Here is an 18,909-nt window from a genome sequence, read left to right on the forward strand (position 1 = left end):
CAAAAACGCAGCCCCAGCTGAATTCAAAATTGCTTAGACGCGGCGGCGCTTCGGCGGGCGGCAGCCGTTGTGAGCGATCGGAGTCACGTCGCGGATCGACGTGATGTTGAAGCCCACGGCAGCCAGTGCACGCAGAGCCGATTCACGACCCGAACCGGGACCCTGAACTTCGACTTCCAGCGTCTTGACGCCATGCTCCTGTGCCTTCTTGCCTGCATCTTCTGCAGCCATCTGAGCGGCGTAGGGTGTCGATTTCCGCGACCCTTTGAAGCCCATTGTACCGGCAGACGACCACGAGATGGCGTTGCCCTGCACGTCCGAGATCAGGATCTTGGTGTTGTTGAAGGTCGAGTTCACATGGGCGACGCCCGATGCGATGTTCTTACGCTCTTTGCGCTTAACGCGAGTCTTATCACGTGCCATCAGTCAGACCCTCCCTTATTTCTTCTTACCAGCGATGGCCTTTGCGGGGCCTTTGCGGGTACGAGCGTTGGTGTGGGTGCGCTGACCGCGAACCGGCAGGTTGCGACGGTGACGCAGACCGCGGTAGCAGCCCAGGTCCATCAGGCGCTTGACGTTCATTTGAACTTCACGACGCAGGTCACCTTCGACGGTGAAGTTTTCGTCGATGAATTCACGGATCTTCAGAACTTCGGCGTCGGACAGTTCGTTGACGCGACGGGTCGCTTCAATGCCCACGGCTTCGCAGATCGCTTTGGCCGAGGTGTTGCCGATTCCGGTGATATATGTGAGGGCGATTGGTACCCGCTTTGCAGTCGGGATGTTTACGCCGGCAATACGTGCCACGTGTCACTTTCCTTTTCGTTGCGGTTCCGTAACTCCAGAACCTTTTTTCACAACGCCTAACCGTGGCAGTGTCGCCAGAGGGCTCAGCATTTTATGATATGATCATGTGAACGGAATACCCGCGCACAATTCGATTCTCTTCCGAGATAGCGTCAATTAGTGTCGCGCGACCCGCGCGTCAAGCGCAGATCGCATATTGATCCCGAATTCACTCCGCAAGCTCGATTTCAGGGAAGGTCCAGGTCCCGTCGATCACTTCGAGCGCGGGCTGGTAGAGACGTACAGTATAGTTCCATCCCTCCATGATCGGCAGGCAATTCACACGGCCGTCGTCGCAACCACCGAAATGCACCGTCATCGATCCATCCGGATTGCTGTCGCCCGTCACCGAGTTGATCACGTAGACACCCAGATCGTTCTCTTCAAAGAACCCCGCCGCGTTATACAGGCTGACCGACCAGAACGCGCCAACCGGAACTTCGGCGGGAACTTCTAGTTTGTACGCCCCCAGCTCCAGTCCCGGTTCGACGTTCAGATAGAAGGCCTGCGCCTCTGGCAAGCCACCCCAACCGAACGCTGTTCCCAGCAGGTGGCGCACAGGGTCAACCGCCTCTTTCGAACCGAATGTGCCAGTACTGTCTGGCGAGAAACGGGCAAGCTCCAACGCGGCGCTCAACACCTCTGCAAACGCATCCTTGTCGTAATGCGCTTCGTCAAAGGGACGCGCGGAATTGGCCTGCAGCGTGACCTCATCCTGCAACGCGGTTACTTCGGCTATGTCTGCGGAGTCTTCCGAGTCGACGAGGTACCGAAACAACAGCGCAACATAAGGCGTATCGAACTGATCGATCGTCAGCTCATAGGTACCACCGCCTAGAAACACATCATTGACGTAGTGATCCTGATTGACCACCTGTACGGAGACATAGCGATCCCCGGTGTCCGGCACGGTCAGCACAGCGCCGTCCGAAATATCAACCACCGCCATGCTGTAAAGCGTATCCCGGTTCATGCGGATCGTCGGTTGCATATCCAACGGTGTAGGCTCGCGCACATGAAACAGCATGTTGACGCTGCCTGACTCCGCTAGGTACTTCCGAAATTCGATATCTGTCGCCGCGCGGACAAAATTATCAATGGTCACCGGCGTCTGCTCTGCACAAGCACCGATTGCTGCCATGGTCAGAGCGGATGTCACCGCGAGCGTTTTAAGCGATAGGCTCATAGCTATCTCCCAACAAAAAATGCGCGCGTTGGCCGAAGTGATACCTCGTCAAACGCACGCATTCAATTGTCAAGATATGTCACCTTAGGGCAGCTTCGATCGCGCCCTGAACCTCTTCGATCTCGCCCAGACCGTTGATCTTGGTCAGTTGACCCTTGGCATAATAGTAGCCGATCAGCGGCGAGGTCTTCTTGTAGTACTCCATCAAGCGGGTCTTGAGGCTTTCCTCATTGTCATCCGCGCGGCGCTTGAAGTCGTTCTCTTTGCCGCAATTGGAGCATTTGCCGTCTGCGGGAATCGGCTTGGTGATGTCGTTGTAGACCTCGCCACACCCGCCACATGTCGAGCGCGCGGTGATCCGTTCGACCAGAGCGGCGTCGTCGACTTCCATCTCGATCACGGCGTCCAGGCTGTTGCCGGTGCTGTCCAGCAACTCACCCAGTGCGTCGGCCTGTGCCAATGTGCGCGGGAAGCCGTCAAAGATGAAACCGCCCTCTGCACCTGCGTCCAGCTTTTCACGGATCAGACCGATCACGATCTCATCGGTCACAAGCTGCCCTTTGGCCATAACCTCGGCCACACGGTTGCCCATCTCGGTGCCGCTATCCTTGGCCTCGCGCAGCATATCACCAGTGCTAAGCTGCACCATACCGCGTGTTTCGACCAGATGACGCGCCTGGGTACCTTTACCGGCACCCGGGGGGCCAAGCAGAATGATATTCATCGACGAGCAGCTCCCTTTCTGCCGCGTTTCTTGCCTTTGCCGCGCAGTTGGGACTTTTCGATTAGCCCTTCATATTGGTGCGCCAGCAGGTGGCTCTGAACCTGTTGGATCGTGTCCATGGTTACAGAGACGATAATCAGAACCGAGGTGCCGCCGAAGTAGAACGGGATGGCAAACTGGTTCCGAACGATTTCGGGCAGCAGACAGACCAGCGCGAGGTAGGCCGAGCCCAGAACCAGAACCCGGTTTACCACGTATTCAAGATACTCGGCGGTTTTCTTGCCAGGGCGAATGCCAGGCACGAATCCGTTCTGCTTCTTCAGGTTGTCGGCCACGTCATCCGGCTTGAAAGAGACGTTGAACGTATAGAAATACGCGAAGAACACGATCATCGACGCGAAGAACAGCAGATAGAGCGGCTGTCCGGGACCAAAGTTCGCCAGCAGCCACGACATGACCGGACCGTTGGCCGCACCCGACGAGAAGGTCGAGATCGTTACCGGCAGCAACAGCAGCGAGCTTGCAAAGATCGCAGGTATTACGCCCGACGGGTTGACCTTGACAGGCAGGTGGCTCGAGCCGCCTTCGTAAACCTTCATACCGGCCTGACGGCGCGGGTACTGAATGTGGATCTTGCGCAGGGCACGTTCCATGAACACCACAAAGGTGATCACGGCGATGACCATCACGATCACACCCACGATCACGGCAGGGCTGATCGCCCCCGAACGACCGGATGCAAAGAACTGCGCCAGCGCCGCTGGAACCTCGGCAATGATGCCGACGAAGATGATCAGGGAGATACCGTTGCCGATGCCGCGTGCGGTGATCTGCTCACCCAGCCACATCAGGAACATGGTGCCACCGACCAGAGTGATCATGGTCGACATGCGGAAGAACATGCCCGGATCGGTCGCCAGATCGCCCGATTCCAGTGAAACAGCCAGACCATAGGCCTGAACGGTGGCCAGAGCCACAGTACCGAAGCGGGTGTATTGGTTGATCTTCTTGCGGCCTTGCTCGCCCTCTTTCTTGAGTTGTTCGAGCGCGGGAACCATGGATGTCAGCAGCTGCACGATGATCGAGGCCGAGATATAGGGCATGATGCCGAGGGCAAAGATACCCATTCGACCCAGCGCCCCGCCGGTGAACATCGAAACCATGCCGCCGATGCCTTGCCCCGCTTGCTCCATGAATTCACGCAGCGCTTGTCCGTCGATCCCCGGCACCGGAATGAAGGTGCCAAGGCGATAAACGATCAACAAACCTAGTGTGAACAGGATGCGGTTGCGCAGATCGGTGGCTTTGCCAAGGGCAGACCAGCTTGTGTTGGCTGCCATTTGTTCTGCTGCTGATACCATAAATCGGTCTCTCTTATGAAAACACCGCCCAGAACCGTTTTCAGGCTCGGGCGGCGTCTGGGAAAACTTAGTGCTCTATGTAAGCGGGTCTTCGCCCGCTCACAAGCGCTTACTCTGCCGCAGCAGCTTTTGTGACCGTCAGTGAGCCGCCCGCTTTTTCAACTGCCTCAACGGCAGCTTTCGAAGCACCTGTCACTTCTAGGTTCAGTTTGGCGCTAACCTCGCCTTTGGCCAGAACGCGGATACCATCCAGCTTGCGACGAACCAGACCCGAAGCAACCAGAGCGTCCTCGGTGATCGCAGCTTTGGCGTCCAGCTTACCGGCGTCGACGAATTTCTGGATCAGGCCCAGGTTGATAACGGCGAATTCCTTGCGGTTCGGCTTGTTGAAGCCACGCTTGGGAAGACGCTGGTACAGCGGCATCTGGCCGCCTTCGTAGCCGTTGATGGCCACACCCGAACGGGATTTCTGACCTTTGATACCACGGCCACCCATTTTACCTTTACCGGAGCCTGGACCACGGCCAACGCGGGTCCGTTTCGGTGCGGCGCCTGGGTTATCGCGCAATTCGTTCAGTTTCATATCGCTTCTCCTAAGCCGGATGTGACCCCGAAGCGTGATGGGCCAAACACGGCGTTTCTTGGTTTTGATTCTCGTGGACGCAATGCCACCGGGGCGCTCTACAGCTTTGTGGCCCTCGTTGCAAGTGGCGCGTGGATGTGCAGCTCGCCAAACGCAAAAGAGACGCCCAAAAGGACGCCTCTTCGCGTGTGAGTGGTGGGGGAGTTCAGGCGCAGTAAGCGTGCTTGTGCGCAATATCAGCGATATCGCAGCGACGGACTCCGATATCGTCCAGCTCGCGATTGCTGAGCCGCTGCAGTTCGGAGTAGGTCCGCTGGTATTCGGCAGCCCGAGCCCGCGCGACTTTGATGCGTTCAATAAGTGCGGAAACGCGTGCGCCGAAATTGAAGGTCGAAGGGGTGAGTGTTGCGGTATGTGCCATTTTCTTTCCTTTCAGACCGAGGCGTATTCCCCGGCAAATTTTGTGTTCCTTTTGGATACAGCGAGCAGATAGGAAGAGGTCGCGCGGCCAACAACGCCAGTTTCGGTCTAGCCGCTATGCAAGACGGACATATCCAACACTGATTTGAAGGCGATCGGCGAAAAAACCCCTGCAATGACCAGCCGACCTTGCTGACCGCGCAATTCGCGAAGGCTTACATGACTGCTGGACACTTCATACGCGCAGGATAGCTGCAGAATGCAGGAAAATCGCGGATCGCCTGACTTCCGACCTTTTTGTTGATCTGACTGGGTTTTTGGTTTGTTTTCAGGTGTGGTTGCTCAGAGGCGCGTTGTAGTGCCCCATTATTATAAAAAGTATTGACATGGGCCTTCAGATGGCTAACCTCTTCGCCCATGTTCATCCGCACCAAACATGACGCAAAGCTCAACCGCACACGGATCCAGATCGTTGAATCCGTCCGCACCGGCTCCAAGGTACGCCAGAAGATCCTGCGCCATGTGGGTGTGGCCCATAACGACAGCGAGATTGAGGATATCAAGCGTCTGGCGGGCCGCTTGATGGAGCAATTACGCATTGATCGCTCGCCGCAAATGGAACTGTTCACGCCCACGGAATATGCCGATCTGCAGGCGCTGGTGCGCCGCGCTCCGCGGCCGGACAAGCTTGGCGTTGATCTTGCCGAGTGCCGTGAGGAGGCGCGGGTCTCTCTGGGTCTGCGGGATGTCATGGGGACGATGTATGACCAACTGGGTTGGGGGGCCCTTCTGGGGGCGGCGCGTAAAAGTGCCAATCGCATTGTGAAAGAGCTGGTTATGGCGCGGATCGCACAGCCCGAGAGCAAGCGCGCGACCGTGGAGGCGTTGGAGAACCAGGCAGGCATCACGCTCAATCTGGACGTGGTCTATCGGAGCATGGATTACATCAATACGCCGGTGATAGACGGGATTTGCAAAACCTCTCACGCGGCGGCAGAGAAGTTGCTGGGCGGGCCAGTGACCGTGCTGTTCTACGATTGCACGACCCTGGCCTTTGACACCGAGCGCGAGGACCCGGCCGAGGATGCGGACGGGGTCGAGCAGGATCATCTTCTGGCCAAGGGCTTCAGCAAGGATGGCAAGCATCACCGCGCTCAGGTCATGCTGGCGCTGATCGTCACCTCCGATGGGCTGCCTGTGGGCTATGAACTCTTCCCGGGAAACACCTGGGAAGGTCATACGCTGGAAGCTGCGCTGAAGGCGTTGGAGGGACGCTTCGACGTGGCCAGGGTCACGTTCGTGGCCGATGCCGCCATGCTCAGCAAGGACAACCAGCAGATGTTGCAGAACAAGGGTCTGCCCTACATCCTCGGCTATCGCATGAAGTCCGCCCCGGCCGCCGTGAAGGCGAACATTTTGAGCCCGGAGGGACGCCAGCCTTGGGCTGGACACGGTTCTGAAGAGGCAACCGAGAAGGGCTGGTACAAGGTGATCGACCAGGAGGGAGCGCGGGTCATTGTGACCTGGTCACCCACCCGGGCACGCAATGATGCCCACAAGCGCGACAAGGCAATCGAAAAGCTGCACAAGAAGCTCAAGCGCTCTCGCAAACCCGGCAGCTTCAGCAGCCGGGGATATGGCCGCTTCCTGGCCTTCCCCGACAGCGGGGACGTCACGCTGGATGATGCAAAGATCAAGGCAGCGGCACAATGGGACGGGCTGCATGCCATTGTTGTTCATGGTGCGGACGAACTGGAGGCACAGGACGTCATTGCCCGCTATCACCAGTTGTGGGAGATCGAAGCCTGCTTCCGCACCAACAAGCACGATCTGAAAATCCGGCCCATCTATCACTGGTCGCCGCGTCGGGTCCGGGCCCATATCGCCATCTGCTACATGGCCTTCTGCTGCCTGCAGCACCTGCGCAAGCATCTGGACCTGCTCGGACACCCGATGAGCCCGGCTCGTATCCGCAACGAGTTGAACGCATTGCAGCTCTCGATCCTGCGCCACAAAGGCACCCCTGACCGCTACGGCATGCCAAGCCATGCCACGGTCGATGCCAGACGCATCCTCACCTGCGTCGGCCTGACCTGGAACGAAGCCCCTTTCAAGATACCCCCCGGGCGCACCCGAAAAACTGGCCAGACCAAAGCCTGAGCTCCCTCAACACTCCGAAACAATCGCTGGCGAAAAAAGTCCGTGTAGTGCCTTTTGGCAACCAAGGCATAATAATATCAATGACTTATACGAAAAAATGTCGGAAGTCAGGAATAAGTGCGGAAACGCGTGCGCCGAAATTGAAGGTCGAAGGGGTGAGTGTTGCGGTATGTGCCATTTTCTTTCCTTTCAGACCGAGGCGTATTCCCCGGCAAATTTTGTGTTCCTTTTGGATACAGCGAGCAGATAGGAAGAGGTCGCGCGGCCAACAACGCCAGTTTCGGTCTAGCCGCTATGCAAGACGGACATATCCAACACTGATTTGAAGGCGATCGGCGAAAAAACCCCTGCAATGACCAGCCGACCTTGCTGACCGCGCAATTCGCGAAGGCTTACATGACTGCTGGACACTTCATACGCGCAGGATAGCTGCAGAATGCAGGAAAATCGCGGATCGGGTCAGAAATCAGAGAAATTAAAGCTCTTACACGGATTGGTTGGCCCGACCTACGGCCAACCAATGTGCATTATTCAGAGCCTTTCCCAAAAGGCCCTGATCCAGCGCGCTTAAATGGCTGCCTTGCGGCTTTCGTCCAGATAGATCTCGCGCAGACGTTTGGCGATTGGGCCAGGGGTGCCATCGCCCAGCGCCACGCCATCAATCTCAACCACCGGCATGACAAAGGCGCTGGCCGAGGTGGTGAAGGCCTCGTCCGCCTCTTTCGCTTCGTCGATGGTAAACAGGCGCTCCTCGACCTCCATCTGCGCCTCGGCAGCCATGCGCAGAACGGCCTTGCGGGTGATACCGTGCAGGATCTCATTCGACAGTGGGCGGGTGACGATCTTGCCGTTCTTCACGAAATAGGCGTTGTTGCTGGTGCCCTCGGTGACATGACCGTCTTCGATCATCCACGCATCATCACACCCGGCAGCCTTGGCCATCATCTTGCCCATCGACGGGTAGAGCAGCTGTACGGTCTTGATGTCACGACGTCCCCAGCGGATATCCTCGATCGAGATAATCTTGGCGCCCTTTTGCGCCGCAGGGCTATCCGCCAGACCCGGCTTGTTCTGCGTGAACAGAACCAGCGTCGGCTTGGTTTCGGCGGAGGGGAAAACAAAATCCCGGTCCCCATCGCTGCCGCGCGAGACCTGCAGATAGACCAGACCTTCGTCAATCTGGTTCAACTCGACCAGCTTCCGGTGGATCTCCAGCAGTTCATCCTTGGTGCAAGGCTCAGCCATCTGCAGCTCGTCCAAAGAACGTTTCAGGCGCACCGCGTGGCCTTCAAAGTCGATCAGCTTGCCATCCAGAACACTGGTCACCTCATAGACGGCATCTGCCATCAGGAAACCACGGTCAAAAATGGATACCTTGGCCTCGGTTTCGGGCAGGTATTCGCCATTCACATAAACGGTGCGGGTCATGTCACTCTCCTCAGCCCCAAAGTGCCGCACTGGGCGGATGCACTCCGGCGTCGTCAAAAATCAGCGGGTTGGTGCGGTCTTCGGCCAACAGAAGCGGGCCGTCAAGGTCTGTCACCATCGCACCCTGTGCCAGCAATGTCGCAGGGGCCATGGCCAGAGAGCTGCCGACCATACAGCCGACCATGACTTTGTAGCCCTCAGCCAACGCCGCCTCGCGCAGCAGCAAAGCCTCGGTCAGACCTCCGGTCTTGTCGAGCTTGATGTTCACTACATCATACTTGCCCTTTAGTTTGGGCAGGCTGGTCCGGTCATGGCAGGATTCGTCAGCACAGACAGGCACCGGACGTTCCATACCGACCAGCGCGTCGTCCTCGCCTGCGGGCAGCGGTTGTTCGACCAGTTCAACACCCAGCCGCACCAGATGAGGTGCCAGATCCGAATAGACCTCAGCCGACCAACCTTCGTTGGCATCAACAATAATCTTGGATTTTGGCGCGCCTGCACGCACGGCCTCCAACCGGGGCATGTCGTCCGGTGTGCCCAGCTTGATCTTCAAAAGCGGCCGATGCGCGTTTTCTTCTGCCTGCTTCCGCATCGCCTCGGGCGTCGCCAAAGACAGGGTATAGGCGGTGATTTCAGGCCCCGGAACCGGCAGACCGGCCAGGTCCCAAACGCGTTTGCCCGCTCGCTTACACTCCAGATCCCAAAGAGCGCAGTCCACGGCGTTCCGCGCGGCCCCGGCGGACAGCAGGTCCATCAGCGATTGCCGCGTGAACTCGGCAGGCAGCGCCGCGATTTTAGCTTCGACCGACTCAAGCGTCTCATCATAGCGCGCATAAGGCACGCATTCGCCCCAGCCCTGATGAGTTCCGTCCGAGACTCGAACCGTCAGAACTTTTGCTTCGGTCCGCGACCCGCGCGAGATGGTGAACACCTGCGCCAGCCGAAACACATCACGAGAGACCTCAACCTGCACGCGCCCGCTCCTTCATCTTTTCAAAAATACGCCCGCCGGAGGCGATCCTCCGGCGGGTTTCTTTGATCACAGAGCGGACAGAGCATCCACCAGTTTTCCGGCACCGAAGCGGTAAGGGTCAGTGGTGGGCAGGCCCATCTCTTCCTCGACCTTGGCCAGGTAGGCCGTGGCCTCATCCTCGCTGAGGTGCTGGGTGTTGACCGAAACGCCAACAACCTGACAGGCCGGATTGCCAACCCGTGCAAGCGGCAGGGCCGTGTCGCGCAGCTGCTGCAGCGTCGGCAGCGAATACTCGGGCAGGCCGCGCATATGGGTCCGTGTCGGCTCATGGCACAGGATCAGCGCATCGGGCTGACCGCCATGGACCAGCGCCATGGTGACGCCCGAATAGGACACGTGATACAAAGAGCCCTGCCCCTCAATGTGATCCCAGTGATCTTCATCATTATCGGGCGTCAGGTATTCGACCGCACCTGCCATGAAATCCGCAACAACTGCGTCGAGCGGAACACCTTGGCCGGTGATCAGAATACCGGTCTGACCCGTGGCGCGGAAGGTGGACTTCATGCCGCGCTTGCGCATCTCGGCATCCATCGACATCGCCGTATACATCTTGCCCGCCGAGCAATCGGTGCCGACGGCCAGGCAACGTTTGCCACTGCGCTTCTTGCCGTTTGCGATGGGGTAGCCAACGGTCGGCACACGCACATCGTGCAAGGTGCAACCGTGGGTTTGGGCGGCCGCGACCAGATCGCCTTCGTCCCGCAAAAGGTTGTGCAGGCCCGACGCGATGTCATAGCCCATTTCGAGCGCCTCGATCAGAACGGTTTTCCAGGCCTCGCTGATCACGCCACCGCGGTTGGCGACACCGATAACCAGCGTCTTCGCGCCGGCCTCTTTGGCCTCGGCCAAAGTCATGTCGGTCATACCCAGATCGGCCTTGCAGCCCTCCATGCGGTACTGGCCTACAGCGTTTTCCGGACGCCAGTCACGGATGCCGATGGCAACTTTGGCAGCCAACTGGTCGGGCGCATCGCCCAAAAACAACAGATACGGTGTCTCGATCATTGCATCGCACTCCTTTGATTCCGCGCCAAACTAAAGAACCACGTGAACGAGCGTTTCGCGAATTTTCACCACATACGTCCCCTCACCAATATTTTTTCGCGCGTTTTGACGTCTGGTCGCAAAATTCTTCGAAGTTTTTAAACTGAACAAACTTTAAGCACCCGCGAACTGCGCCTTGCGCAAGAAATGCTGCGCGCGCATTGCCGCATCTGCACAATGACCCTTGCGCCGCATTGCGCAATTTAATATCCCGAACGAGAACCAAAACGTAACTTCATTACTCTTGCGAGGTCCTGATGAGTTTCCGCATCCAACCCGCCGCTCCGGCGCGGCCAAACCGTTGCCAGTTGTTCGGCCCCGGCTCGAACACAAAGCTGTTCCCGAAGATGGCGGCCTCTGCTGCGGATGTGATCAATCTGGACCTTGAGGATTCGGTTGCACCCTCTGACAAGGACATCGCCCGCGCCAATGTCATCGAGGCACTGAACACCGTCGATTGGGGCAATAAATACATGTCCGTGCGGATCAACGGGCTGGATACACCCTATTGGTACCGCGATGTGGTGGACGTTCTGGAACAGGCCGGAGACCGCCTTGACCAGATCATGATCCCCAAAGTCGGCTGCGCGGCGGATGTCTACGCCGTGGACGCTTTGGTGACCGCAATTGAGCGCGCCAAGGGCCGGAGTAAGCCGATCTCGTTCGAAGTTATCATCGAATCCGCTGCGGGTATTGCCCATGTCGAGGAGATCGCCGCATCTTCGCCCCGGATGCAGGCGATGAGCCTGGGGGCTGCGGACTTTGCGGCGTCCATGGGCATGCAGACCACCGGGATCGGCGGCACGCAAGAGAACTACTACATGCTGCGCGAAGGCGAGAAGCATTGGTCAGACCCGTGGCATTGGGCGCAAGCGGCCATCGTCGCCGCGTGCCGCACCCATGGCGTTCTGCCGGTCGATGGACCCTTTGGTGATTTCAGCGACGATGAGGGTTATATCGCACAGGCCAAACGTTCGACCACTTTGGGTATGGTCGGCAAATGGGCGATCCACCCCAAACAGATCGCACTGGCCAATCAGGTTTTCACCCCGTCGGACGAGGCCGTCTCTGAGGCCCGCGAAATCCTGGCCGCGATGGAACAAGCCAAAGCCAATGGTGAAGGCGCGACAGTATACAAGGGCCGTCTGGTAGACATCGCGTCGATCAAACAGGCCGAGGTCATCGTCGCGCAAGCCGAATTGATTGGAGCGAACGGCTAAGCCAAATCGGATCAAGGCACCAAAACGGTGCCTTGTTCTGGTTCAGTTGTGTCCGAAGATATCGTTCGGGACCCATTCGAGGTCCTGACCGTCCTTGCCCCATTTCATCATCAGGCAAGAGCTCCCGCCCTTCTGGAAATACAAGGTGGTGAGTTCGTACCAACCCGCCTCAGGGATCTCGATTTCGGTAACTCCGTTGCCTTCGCAGGGTTGGGTGCCATCGTAATACCCGATGGTCTGGCCACCCAGCTTGGTTTCCGCACCATCGTTTGAATGAACCTCAAACTGGTACATACCCGGTTCATCAATCCTGATCAGCCCGGTGATTTCCGCTGCAACATTATAAGGCTGCGAGGCTGTCATAACCGGATCACCGTCTTCGGTATCGCGAAAATCAAATGCGGGCACCGGGTCCGCAGCTACACCAATCGTGTCGATCAACTCCCGTGCCTGCTCAAGGCTTTTGATCTTTTTCGGCGCTTCTGCATAGACCACGTTCAAGCCAGGCTTCACATCGGTCTGCACCGGAGCAAGCTCTGCAGTTTCCGCCGCAAAACTTGCCGTGCCTGCGAGGACCGCAAGGGTTGAGATTATTGCCAGTCGCGAAACATGTCGCCTCCCCCAATTGATATCTGTCAGGCCGCACCGAAGCATTTTGCGGAATTAGAGTCAAATTCCCGTCCAATAAGACGTAAACCTTCGATCAACTCCGCCAATCCTTGGGCGACCCCATGACCACATATGACGTGATCGAAGTGACATGGGGCAGTGTTCCCAGCACATCGGTGTGAAAAATCTTGTACGAAGGAAGGTCCGAGCATTCCACGCGCAGCAGGTATTCGATCGTACCGGTGATATTGTGGCATTCCACCACCTCGGGGGCGCGCTGCAAGGCCCGTTCAAAGCCTTCCTGAGCAGCCTTTGTATGCTCTCCCAGACCAACGCCGATATAGGCGACAAACCCCTTGCCCAGCGCGTTCGGGTCCAGAACCGCCCGGTAACCGGTGATGACTCCGGCCTTCTCCAACTCTTGCACGCGGCGCAAACAGGCCGAGGGGGACAGTCCGACACGATCCGCAAGCTCAAGATTGCTGATGCGCCCATCCGATGAGAGTTCACGCAATATTTCGCGGTTTATTCGATCCATTTTAGTCATTAGTTGTTAATCTAGATCATTCACGCACAATAACGCAATTTCATTTGTGCCATTTGCGGTAAGTATCCCTCGCATGACCTACGATATCCTCCTGGCCCTGATCGCCTTTGCCTTCGTCTCGTCCATTACGCCGGGACCGAACAACTTGATGCTAATGGCATCTGGCGCCAATTTCGGCTTTCGGCGCACGATTCCTCATATGCTGGGAATCGGGCTTGGTTTTACCTTCATGGTGCTGCTGGTTGGCGCGGGTCTGGTGCAGGTTTTCAACCAATACCCGGTCAGCTACACGGTGCTGAAGGCAGCCTCGGTCGCGTATCTGTTGTATCTGGCGTGGAAAATCGCGCATGCCGCTCCGGCCGAGAAAGGCGCTGAGGTGGGCACGCCGATGAGCTTTTTACAGGCCGCCGCCTTTCAATGGGTCAACCCAAAGGCCTGGGCGATGGCGCTGACCGCGACGACGGCCTATGTGCCAGGGCAGACCTTCAATGTCATCATCATCGTTGCGCTTGTGTTCGGAGCGGTCAACTTACCCTCAGTCAGCACCTGGACGGTTCTGGGGCAGCAAATGGCGCGGGTCCTGACGAATCCGCGCCGGTTGGTGGTGTTCAACTGGACAATGGCAGCCCTGCTTGTGGCCTCGCTCTATCCGGTGTTGTGGCCGAGCTGATCACTTCAGCGGCAGGCAGATCTCGGTTACTAGATCTTCTGGCGCAGTATCGCGCGGATCGTTGAGGTAGATCTCATAGCAGGGTTGATCTGCTGGCTCTTCCCCTGATTCAGGCAACCAATTCCCGAAAAGACTGTGGTAGGCGGCCTCCAAGCCAGAATAGGGTCCTTTGTAGGTCAGCACCGCCGTCTTTCCCCCGGCGATCTGCACGTCCTCCATCCCATCGGGGGTGCCTTCCCCACGAAATTCGGCCCCGGCATAGCTGCGCAACTGATCCTCTGGCACCTCATCGGGGCTGTCAAAGTAGATACCAACCACAGGGCCAACCTGAGGCCAAAGCTGACGAGATTCGCACAATGCGCCGAACGCCTCAAAGCTCTTGCCAATTTCGGAATATGCGCCTTTGTGCGGCAAGGCGATCACGCGGCGGGCGGGTTCGGTTCGGGTGGTCACGGGATGCATCGGATATCCTCCGGTTCTAAAGTTTGGATGGGCTGGCAGAAACCGACCGGCCTTGCGGAAAGCGGCGGGGCTGTTGCCATAGGCCTCGGTAAAGGCCCGGATGAAAGAGTTCGGGTTGGGGTAGCCAACGGAATGCGCAACCTGCGACACCGAGGTATCTGACCGGACCAGTTGGACCGCCGCACGGTGCAGCCTGATCCGACGCACCGCCTGGGCACAGGTCTCGCCTGTCAACGCGCGGAATACGCGGTGCCAATGAAACCGCGACATCGCGGCGACATCCGCCAGCGCATCCAGCGACAGATCCCCATCGGGGTGATCGTGGATATAGGTCAGCACCCGCAGGATGCGGTCCTCGTAACTGGTTGCCATTTGGCATCCCTTCCTTCTCTCTGCCCAATCGTGGTCGCATAATCGGCTCTCACAAATCTTGCTGAGTTGCATCCCAAGCGACCACGCGTCATATAGCAGGGAACTTCCGCGTTGAGAGGCGTCATGACCCAGTATCTGGATTTCGAAAAACCGCTGGCCGAGATCGAAGGCAAAGCAGAAGAGCTGCGCGCCCTGGCCCGCGCCAATGAAGAGATGGATGTGGCCGAAGAAGCCTCAGCTCTGGACGCCAAAGCCGCCAAGCTGCTGGATGAGCTGTATGCCGATCTGACCCCCTGGCGGAAATGTCAGGTCGCGCGCCACCCCGAACGCCCCCATTGTCAGGATTATGTCAAAGAGCTTTTCACCGAGTTCACTCCACTGGCCGGGGATCGCAACTTCGCCGACGATCTGGCTGTGATCGGCGGGTTGGCCCGGTTCAACGATCAGCCGGTGATGGTGATCGGGCATGAGAAAGGCTCTGACACCAAATCGCGGATCGAACGAAATTTCGGCATGGCCCGTCCCGAAGGATACCGCAAAGCGGTCCGCCTGATGGAGATGGCCGGGCGCTTTAGTCTGCCGGTCGTGACCCTGATCGACACCGCGGGGGCCTACCCCGGCAAGGGCGCGGAAGAGCGTGGTCAGTCCGAAGCGATTGCCCGGTCGACCGAGATGTGCCTGAAAATCGGCGTGCCTCTGGTTTCGGTCATCATCGGCGAAGGTGGCTCTGGCGGGGCTGTGGCCTTTGCCACGGCGAACCGCGTCGCGATGCTGGAGCATTCAGTCTATTCGGTGATTTCACCCGAAGGCTGCGCCTCGATCCTGTGGAAAGACGCCGAGAAGATGCGCGAGGCCGCCGAAGCGCTGCGCCTAACCGCTCAAGACCTCTACAAGCTGGGTGTTTGCGACCGCATCATCACCGAGCCCAAGGGCGGCGCCCATCGGGATCGTCCGGCCGCGATTGAATCGGTCCGTGCCGCCATCGCCGCCGTGCTGAAAGAGCTGGACGGTAAGGATGCGGCAGCCCTGATCAAGGACCGCCGTCAGAAGTTCCTGGATATCGGCTCGAAAGGGCTGGCGGCGTAAACCGTCAGCCGCCTAGCCGGCGTAACAACTCAATCGACGGCTTGCCGGTTACGGCCAAGCCATTGGCGCGCTGATAGCCGCTGATCGCGGCTTCGGATTTCTTGCCGATCACGCCGTCCGCGCCTTCTGTATCGAACCCGGCCGAAGTCAGGCGGCGTTGCAGCTCTTTGCGGTCTTCTAGCGTGAGCCCTGTTTCATCCGGCCCAAACGATGCCTTGAACGGAGCACCACCGGCGATTCTGTCGGAAAGATGGCCCACGCCGATCGCGTAGCTGTCCGAGTTGTTGTAGCGTTTGATCACGTTGAAATTGCGGAACACGGCGATCTTTGGGCCGGGAACCTGCGGCTGCAAGACCGCGACGGGCGTGCCGGAAACGGTGCCGACCTCTCCGCCCCAGGGCTGACCACGCACCCAACCCGCGCGCGACAGATAGGCAGCGGTTGAGGCCAATGAGTCCGACGGATCCTCGGACCAGATATCGCGCCGCCCATCACCGGTGAAATCGACCGCATAGGCCAGATACGAGGTCGGAATGAACTGCGTATGCCCCATCGCGCCAGCCCAGCTGCCGGTCATGTTGTCCGCCGAGGTGTCGCCCGCCTGAATGATCTGCAAGGCCGCGATCAATTGCTTTTCAAAAAGCGCGCCACGCCGCCCGTCATAGGCTAGCGTCGAGGTTGCCGAGATCACCGGCACATCACCGCGGCGCGCGCCGTAGCGGCTCTCCAGCCCCCAAACGGCCACGACGACCTCTTTGTCGACGCCGTATTGCGCCTCAATCTGCGACAGAACACCATTATGGCGTTGCAGCATCTTTTTGCCGGTACTGATCCGCTCATCCGAGGCGGCGATGGCCAGATAGTCCTCAAGCGAGCGTTTGAACTCGACCTGATTGCGGTCCCGTTCGATCACGCCGGGCAGATAGCCTGCCCCCTGAAATGCGCGGTTCAGTGTGGATTGTGAGATGCCCTGTGAGGAAGCGCGGGATTTGAAACCTGCCACCCAGGCATCATAGCCCGCATTGGAAACAGGCTGCATTCGGGATGCAGGCGCGCGCGCCGGTGTGGTTGCATCACTGCACGCCGCCAAAAACACCGCACCGAGGCCGAGTGAAAAACTGCGTCTGTTGATCATGACTGAAATCTGCTCTGGTTTGTGATTTGCCCCAGCGTAGCGCAGTCCGCGCCCGCAAACCAGAACGACAAGCCAAGATTGGACTTGATCAAGACGCTCGGCGGTTGGTTGCTCAGCTCACCAGCAACCGCAAGCCCTGCGTCACATCCGACCGGACCGCGAGGCGCAGGCCCGGCTCGTCCCCCGCTTTCAGCGCAGCGATGATCAGTTTGTGGTAGTGGGGCGGCTCGGTGCGCCGCAATCGGCCATAGAGCGCACGCATGGTCGGGCCAAGCTGTAGCCAAACGGTTTCCGCCATGGCCAGCATCGCAGGCGCTTGCGCTCGCAGGTAGAGCGTTCGGTGAAATTCCAGGTTCGTCCGGATATAGCCCACCGCATCGCGCTTGGTCACCATCTCGGCGACGTTCATATTGATGCTCTGCAACCGGTCGATCAGCGCCATGTGCGCGCGAGGCAAAGCACGACTGGCCAGTTCCACCTCAAGCAGGGCCCTCAAGGCGGCCAGCTCTTCAATCCGGTCATTTGTCAGCTCAGGCGTCGAGACGCGCCCCGATGACGACAAAAATAAAGCCCCCTCAGCCGCCAACCGGCGCACCGCTTCACGCGCAGGCGTCATCGAGACACCGAATTCCTTGCCAATGCCCCTGAGGGTCAAAGCCTCGCCCGGCGCAATCTCTCCGTGCAGAATGCGCGATCTCAGAGTGCGATAGACCCGATCATGCGTTGCGATACTCGAGTCTGTGGGCCGTGTCGTTATCATGGCCTCATGTGATCACAAAATTCGGTGACGTCAACTCGCTGGCCCGTCAAATCGGAAGCGATGTAACACGGCTCCGTTGTCCCTCAACCAGCGACGCGGTGTATCATAGGGACCGAAAATACGCTCCACCTGCGCCCAGAAAGCCGGCGAGTGGTTCATCTCCGCCAGATGCGCCACCTCATGCGCAGCGACATAGTGCAGAACTTCGGGCGGAGCCAGAATCAAGCGCCACGAGAACATCAACCCGCCGTGGGAACTGCACGACCCCCAGCGCGACCGCGTGTCCCGCAAAGACAGGGTCGTGTAGGACCGGCCCAGAATGGCGGCGTAGTCATCACAGGCCTCGCTCAGACGATCCCGAGCAAGTTCCTTGAGAAAACGGGCCAATCGACGTCCCTCAGCCCCTGCGGGGACGGCCACCGTGTCCGCGCCCAGCTGAACGCGCCGACCGGTTGCCGGGACGATTCGGCGCTCAATGCCTTCGACCGGGATCAGGCCGCCGACGCGAACGTCCTCCCTCTCGGGCTGACCCGCCAAATTCTGGCGGATCCAGTCTTCCTTGCTGCGCGCGAAGTTTAACGCCTCGATCTCGGGCACGCCGTTTGGATAAGTCAGGGTAACCCGCCCGTCCAATTGGGAAATCCGCAGACTGATCCGCCGCGCCCGCGCGGATTTGCGCAGCGTCAGCGGCACTGGCGGCCTGCCCGGCAAAGCGTGTTCCCCCATATCCCGTCCTCTTCCGCGCAAAGGCTTTGACAGCACCCGCCGCCTGTGGCAGGTGAACTGACTCATTTAGACGACTCACCTGATATCAAGGGGATTTGACATGCCCAAGGAAGAATGGGGCGTAAAGCGCGTTTGTCCGACCACCGGTAAGCGGTTTTATCACCTGAACAAAGACCCGATCGTCAGCCCCTACACGGGCGAGATCGTGGAACTTGAAACCGGCAAGAGCCGGATGATCGCCGCCGATGCCGAAGATGCGGCAACCAAGAAAGCGCGCGAAAACGCATCCGAGGATGACCTGGTTCTGGATGATGACGACAATGTCGACGTCGACCTGGATGACGATCTGCTGGACGATGATGACGACGGTAATGATGATGTTTCGCTGGACGACATCAAGGACATGTCGTCAGAAGACGAAAACTGATCCGATACGGGGGCGGCCATTGGCCGCCCTTTTTCGTTGCGCGAGGCGGCGCCTAGTTTTTCGCAGATTTTTAAATTTGCTCTTGCACTCGTGCGCGCTGTCTC

22 protein-coding genes are annotated in these 18,909 nt (G+C 58.6%); 5 read left to right on the top strand and 17 right to left on the bottom strand.

The window, feature by feature from the left end; translation table 11 throughout:
• Positions 1-33: 33 nt before the first annotated feature.
• The 8 genes from rpsK to ACOERD_RS26805 all read right to left on the bottom strand — a co-directional run bounded on the left by rpsK (position 34) and on the right by ACOERD_RS26805 (position 5,545).
• Positions 34-423 (bottom strand): 30S ribosomal protein S11, encoded by a 390-nt coding sequence (gene rpsK / locus ACOERD_RS26770; protein WP_008757289.1) that lies wholly within the window; start codon positions 421-423, stop codon positions 34-36.
• A gap of 15 nt (positions 424-438) precedes the next feature.
• On the bottom strand, positions 439-807 hold the full coding sequence (gene rpsM, locus ACOERD_RS26775) for a 30S ribosomal protein S13 (RefSeq protein WP_170377641.1): 369 nt from the start codon (positions 805-807) through the stop codon (positions 439-441).
• A 208-nt stretch (positions 808-1,015) separates the two neighbouring features.
• The gene (locus tag ACOERD_RS26780; RefSeq protein WP_419741032.1) at positions 1,016-2,032 is read right to left on the bottom strand and encodes a DUF1254 domain-containing protein; all 1,017 of its coding nucleotides are present in this window, start codon (positions 2,030-2,032) and stop codon (positions 1,016-1,018) included.
• 79 nt (positions 2,033-2,111) lie between these two features.
• Positions 2,112-2,756, bottom strand: a complete 645-nt coding sequence (locus ACOERD_RS26785; RefSeq protein ID WP_170377639.1) for an adenylate kinase — start codon at positions 2,754-2,756, stop codon at positions 2,112-2,114.
• Positions 2,753-4,117 (bottom strand): preprotein translocase subunit SecY, encoded by a 1,365-nt coding sequence (gene secY, locus ACOERD_RS26790; protein WP_419741033.1) that lies wholly within the window; start codon positions 4,115-4,117, stop codon positions 2,753-2,755. The genes ACOERD_RS26785 and secY overlap by 4 nt, the downstream gene beginning before the upstream one ends.
• Positions 4,118-4,226: 109 nt before the next feature.
• Positions 4,227-4,700, bottom strand: a complete 474-nt coding sequence (rplO, locus tag ACOERD_RS26795) for a 50S ribosomal protein L15 (protein WP_170377635.1) — start codon at positions 4,698-4,700, stop codon at positions 4,227-4,229.
• Positions 4,701-4,905: 205 nt separating this feature from the next.
• Entirely contained in the window at positions 4,906-5,121 is a 216-nt protein-coding gene (locus ACOERD_RS26800; protein WP_170472137.1) for a DUF1127 domain-containing protein, read from the bottom strand.
• Positions 5,122-5,335: 214 nt separating this feature from the next.
• Entirely contained in the window at positions 5,336-5,545 is a 210-nt protein-coding gene (locus ACOERD_RS26805) for a hypothetical protein (RefSeq protein ID WP_419741034.1), read from the bottom strand.
• Between ACOERD_RS26805 and ACOERD_RS26810 the strand changes: the two genes are divergently transcribed.
• Complete coding sequence (locus ACOERD_RS26810) at positions 5,538-7,280, top strand: IS1634 family transposase (protein ID WP_419737624.1); 1,743 nt, start codon at positions 5,538-5,540, stop codon at positions 7,278-7,280. The two genes, ACOERD_RS26805 and ACOERD_RS26810, sit on opposite strands and share 8 nt — an antisense overlap.
• A gap of 567 nt (positions 7,281-7,847) precedes the next feature.
• Here the strand turns inward: ACOERD_RS26810 and ACOERD_RS26815 are convergent.
• From ACOERD_RS26815 to dgcN, 3 genes are all read right to left on the bottom strand, one after another.
• Positions 7,848-8,708: a D-amino-acid transaminase gene (locus tag ACOERD_RS26815; RefSeq protein ID WP_419741035.1), complete on the bottom strand. Its 861-nt coding sequence runs from the start codon at positions 8,706-8,708 to the stop codon at positions 7,848-7,850.
• 10 nt (positions 8,709-8,718) lie between these two features.
• A complete protein-coding gene (gene dgcA / locus ACOERD_RS26820) occupies positions 8,719-9,684 on the bottom strand; it encodes an N-acetyl-D-Glu racemase DgcA (RefSeq protein WP_419741036.1) in 966 nt (321 codons plus the stop codon).
• 66 nt (positions 9,685-9,750) lie between these two features.
• Positions 9,751-10,752 (bottom strand): N-acetyltransferase DgcN, encoded by a 1,002-nt coding sequence (gene dgcN, locus ACOERD_RS26825; RefSeq protein ID WP_170691032.1) that lies wholly within the window; start codon positions 10,750-10,752, stop codon positions 9,751-9,753.
• 296 nt (positions 10,753-11,048) lie between these two features.
• Between dgcN and ACOERD_RS26830 the strand changes: the two genes are divergently transcribed.
• Complete coding sequence (locus ACOERD_RS26830) at positions 11,049-12,011, top strand: L-malyl-CoA/beta-methylmalyl-CoA lyase (RefSeq protein WP_419741037.1); 963 nt, start codon at positions 11,049-11,051, stop codon at positions 12,009-12,011.
• A 42-nt stretch (positions 12,012-12,053) separates the two neighbouring features.
• Here the strand turns inward: ACOERD_RS26830 and ACOERD_RS26835 are convergent, their stop codons facing one another.
• Both ACOERD_RS26835 and ACOERD_RS26840 read right to left on the bottom strand, forming a co-directional pair.
• Positions 12,054-12,536 (bottom strand): PA14 domain-containing protein, encoded by a 483-nt coding sequence (locus ACOERD_RS26835; RefSeq protein ID WP_419741038.1) that lies wholly within the window; start codon positions 12,534-12,536, stop codon positions 12,054-12,056.
• 178 nt (positions 12,537-12,714) lie between these two features.
• On the bottom strand, positions 12,715-13,167 hold the full coding sequence (locus ACOERD_RS26840; RefSeq protein WP_419741039.1) for an Lrp/AsnC family transcriptional regulator: 453 nt from the start codon (positions 13,165-13,167) through the stop codon (positions 12,715-12,717).
• A 73-nt stretch (positions 13,168-13,240) separates the two neighbouring features.
• Here ACOERD_RS26840 and ACOERD_RS26845 point away from each other — a divergent pair, with 73 nt between their 5' ends.
• On the top strand, positions 13,241-13,837 hold the full coding sequence (locus ACOERD_RS26845; RefSeq protein WP_419741040.1) for a LysE family translocator: 597 nt from the start codon (positions 13,241-13,243) through the stop codon (positions 13,835-13,837).
• On the opposite strand, the gene ACOERD_RS26850 is transcribed toward ACOERD_RS26845, so the two are convergent.
• On the bottom strand, positions 13,838-14,671 hold the full coding sequence (locus tag ACOERD_RS26850) for an AraC family transcriptional regulator (RefSeq protein WP_419741041.1): 834 nt from the start codon (positions 14,669-14,671) through the stop codon (positions 13,838-13,840).
• A 123-nt stretch (positions 14,672-14,794) separates the two neighbouring features.
• Between ACOERD_RS26850 and ACOERD_RS26855 the strand changes: the two genes are divergently transcribed.
• Entirely contained in the window at positions 14,795-15,757 is a 963-nt protein-coding gene (locus ACOERD_RS26855) for an acetyl-CoA carboxylase carboxyltransferase subunit alpha (RefSeq protein WP_419741042.1), read from the top strand.
• Between the two features lie 4 nt (positions 15,758-15,761).
• On the opposite strand, the gene ACOERD_RS26860 is transcribed toward ACOERD_RS26855, so the two are convergent.
• The 3 genes from ACOERD_RS26860 to ACOERD_RS26870 all read right to left on the bottom strand — a co-directional run bounded on the left by ACOERD_RS26860 (position 15,762) and on the right by ACOERD_RS26870 (position 18,378).
• Positions 15,762-16,892 (bottom strand): lytic murein transglycosylase, encoded by a 1,131-nt coding sequence (locus ACOERD_RS26860; RefSeq protein ID WP_419741043.1) that lies wholly within the window; start codon positions 16,890-16,892, stop codon positions 15,762-15,764.
• Positions 16,893-17,004: 112 nt separating this feature from the next.
• A complete protein-coding gene (locus tag ACOERD_RS26865) occupies positions 17,005-17,652 on the bottom strand; it encodes a GntR family transcriptional regulator (RefSeq protein WP_170377611.1) in 648 nt (215 codons plus the stop codon).
• Positions 17,653-17,682: 30 nt separating this feature from the next.
• Positions 17,683-18,378 carry a SprT family zinc-dependent metalloprotease gene (locus ACOERD_RS26870; protein ID WP_170719544.1) on the bottom strand — a complete coding sequence of 232 codons (696 nt, stop codon included), beginning with the start codon at positions 18,376-18,378 and terminating at the stop codon, positions 17,683-17,685.
• A gap of 100 nt (positions 18,379-18,478) precedes the next feature.
• Between ACOERD_RS26870 and ACOERD_RS26875 the strand changes: the two genes are divergently transcribed.
• The gene (locus ACOERD_RS26875) at positions 18,479-18,805 is read left to right on the top strand and encodes a TIGR02300 family protein (protein ID WP_419741044.1); all 327 of its coding nucleotides are present in this window, start codon (positions 18,479-18,481) and stop codon (positions 18,803-18,805) included.
• Positions 18,806-18,909: the final 104 nt, after the last annotated feature.

Source organism: Ruegeria sp., from assembly GCF_965199275.1.
Lineage (GTDB): Bacteria > Pseudomonadota > Alphaproteobacteria > Rhodobacterales > Rhodobacteraceae > Ruegeria.

Bases quoted from the DNA above. Each gene is read 5' to 3' on its own strand.
- ACOERD_RS26780 (WP_419741032.1), bottom strand. From the start codon at position 2,032: ATGAGCCTATCGCTTAAAACGCTCGCGGTGACATCCGCTCTGACCATG.
- ACOERD_RS26865 (WP_170377611.1), bottom strand. From the start codon at position 17,652: ATGATAACGACACGGCCCACAGACTCGAGTATCGCAACGCATGATCGG.
- ACOERD_RS26850 (WP_419741041.1), bottom strand. From the start codon at position 14,671: ATGGCAACCAGTTACGAGGACCGCATCCTGCGGGTGCTGACCTATATC.
- ACOERD_RS26800 (WP_170472137.1), bottom strand. From the start codon at position 5,121: ATGGCACATACCGCAACACTCACCCCTTCGACCTTCAATTTCGGCGCA.
- rplO (WP_170377635.1), bottom strand. From the start codon at position 4,700: ATGAAACTGAACGAATTGCGCGATAACCCAGGCGCCGCACCGAAACGG.
- ACOERD_RS26860 (WP_419741043.1), bottom strand. From the start codon at position 16,892: ATGATCAACAGACGCAGTTTTTCACTCGGCCTCGGTGCGGTGTTTTTG.
- ACOERD_RS26810 (WP_419737624.1), top strand. From the start codon at position 5,538: ATGTTCATCCGCACCAAACATGACGCAAAGCTCAACCGCACACGGATC.
- ACOERD_RS26840 (WP_419741039.1), bottom strand. From the start codon at position 13,167: ATGACTAAAATGGATCGAATAAACCGCGAAATATTGCGTGAACTCTCA.
- ACOERD_RS26805 (WP_419741034.1), bottom strand. From the start codon at position 5,545: ATGAACATGGGCGAAGAGGTTAGCCATCTGAAGGCCCATGTCAATACT.
- ACOERD_RS26845 (WP_419741040.1), top strand. From the start codon at position 13,241: ATGACCTACGATATCCTCCTGGCCCTGATCGCCTTTGCCTTCGTCTCG.
- secY (WP_419741033.1), bottom strand. From the start codon at position 4,117: ATGGTATCAGCAGCAGAACAAATGGCAGCCAACACAAGCTGGTCTGCC.
- ACOERD_RS26815 (WP_419741035.1), bottom strand. From the start codon at position 8,708: ATGACCCGCACCGTTTATGTGAATGGCGAATACCTGCCCGAAACCGAG.
- ACOERD_RS26875 (WP_419741044.1), top strand. From the start codon at position 18,479: ATGCCCAAGGAAGAATGGGGCGTAAAGCGCGTTTGTCCGACCACCGGT.
- ACOERD_RS26870 (WP_170719544.1), bottom strand. From the start codon at position 18,378: ATGGGGGAACACGCTTTGCCGGGCAGGCCGCCAGTGCCGCTGACGCTG.
- rpsK (WP_008757289.1), bottom strand. From the start codon at position 423: ATGGCACGTGATAAGACTCGCGTTAAGCGCAAAGAGCGTAAGAACATC.
- dgcN (WP_170691032.1), bottom strand. From the start codon at position 10,752: ATGATCGAGACACCGTATCTGTTGTTTTTGGGCGATGCGCCCGACCAG.
- ACOERD_RS26830 (WP_419741037.1), top strand. From the start codon at position 11,049: ATGAGTTTCCGCATCCAACCCGCCGCTCCGGCGCGGCCAAACCGTTGC.
- ACOERD_RS26855 (WP_419741042.1), top strand. From the start codon at position 14,795: ATGACCCAGTATCTGGATTTCGAAAAACCGCTGGCCGAGATCGAAGGC.
- ACOERD_RS26785 (WP_170377639.1), bottom strand. From the start codon at position 2,756: ATGAATATCATTCTGCTTGGCCCCCCGGGTGCCGGTAAAGGTACCCAG.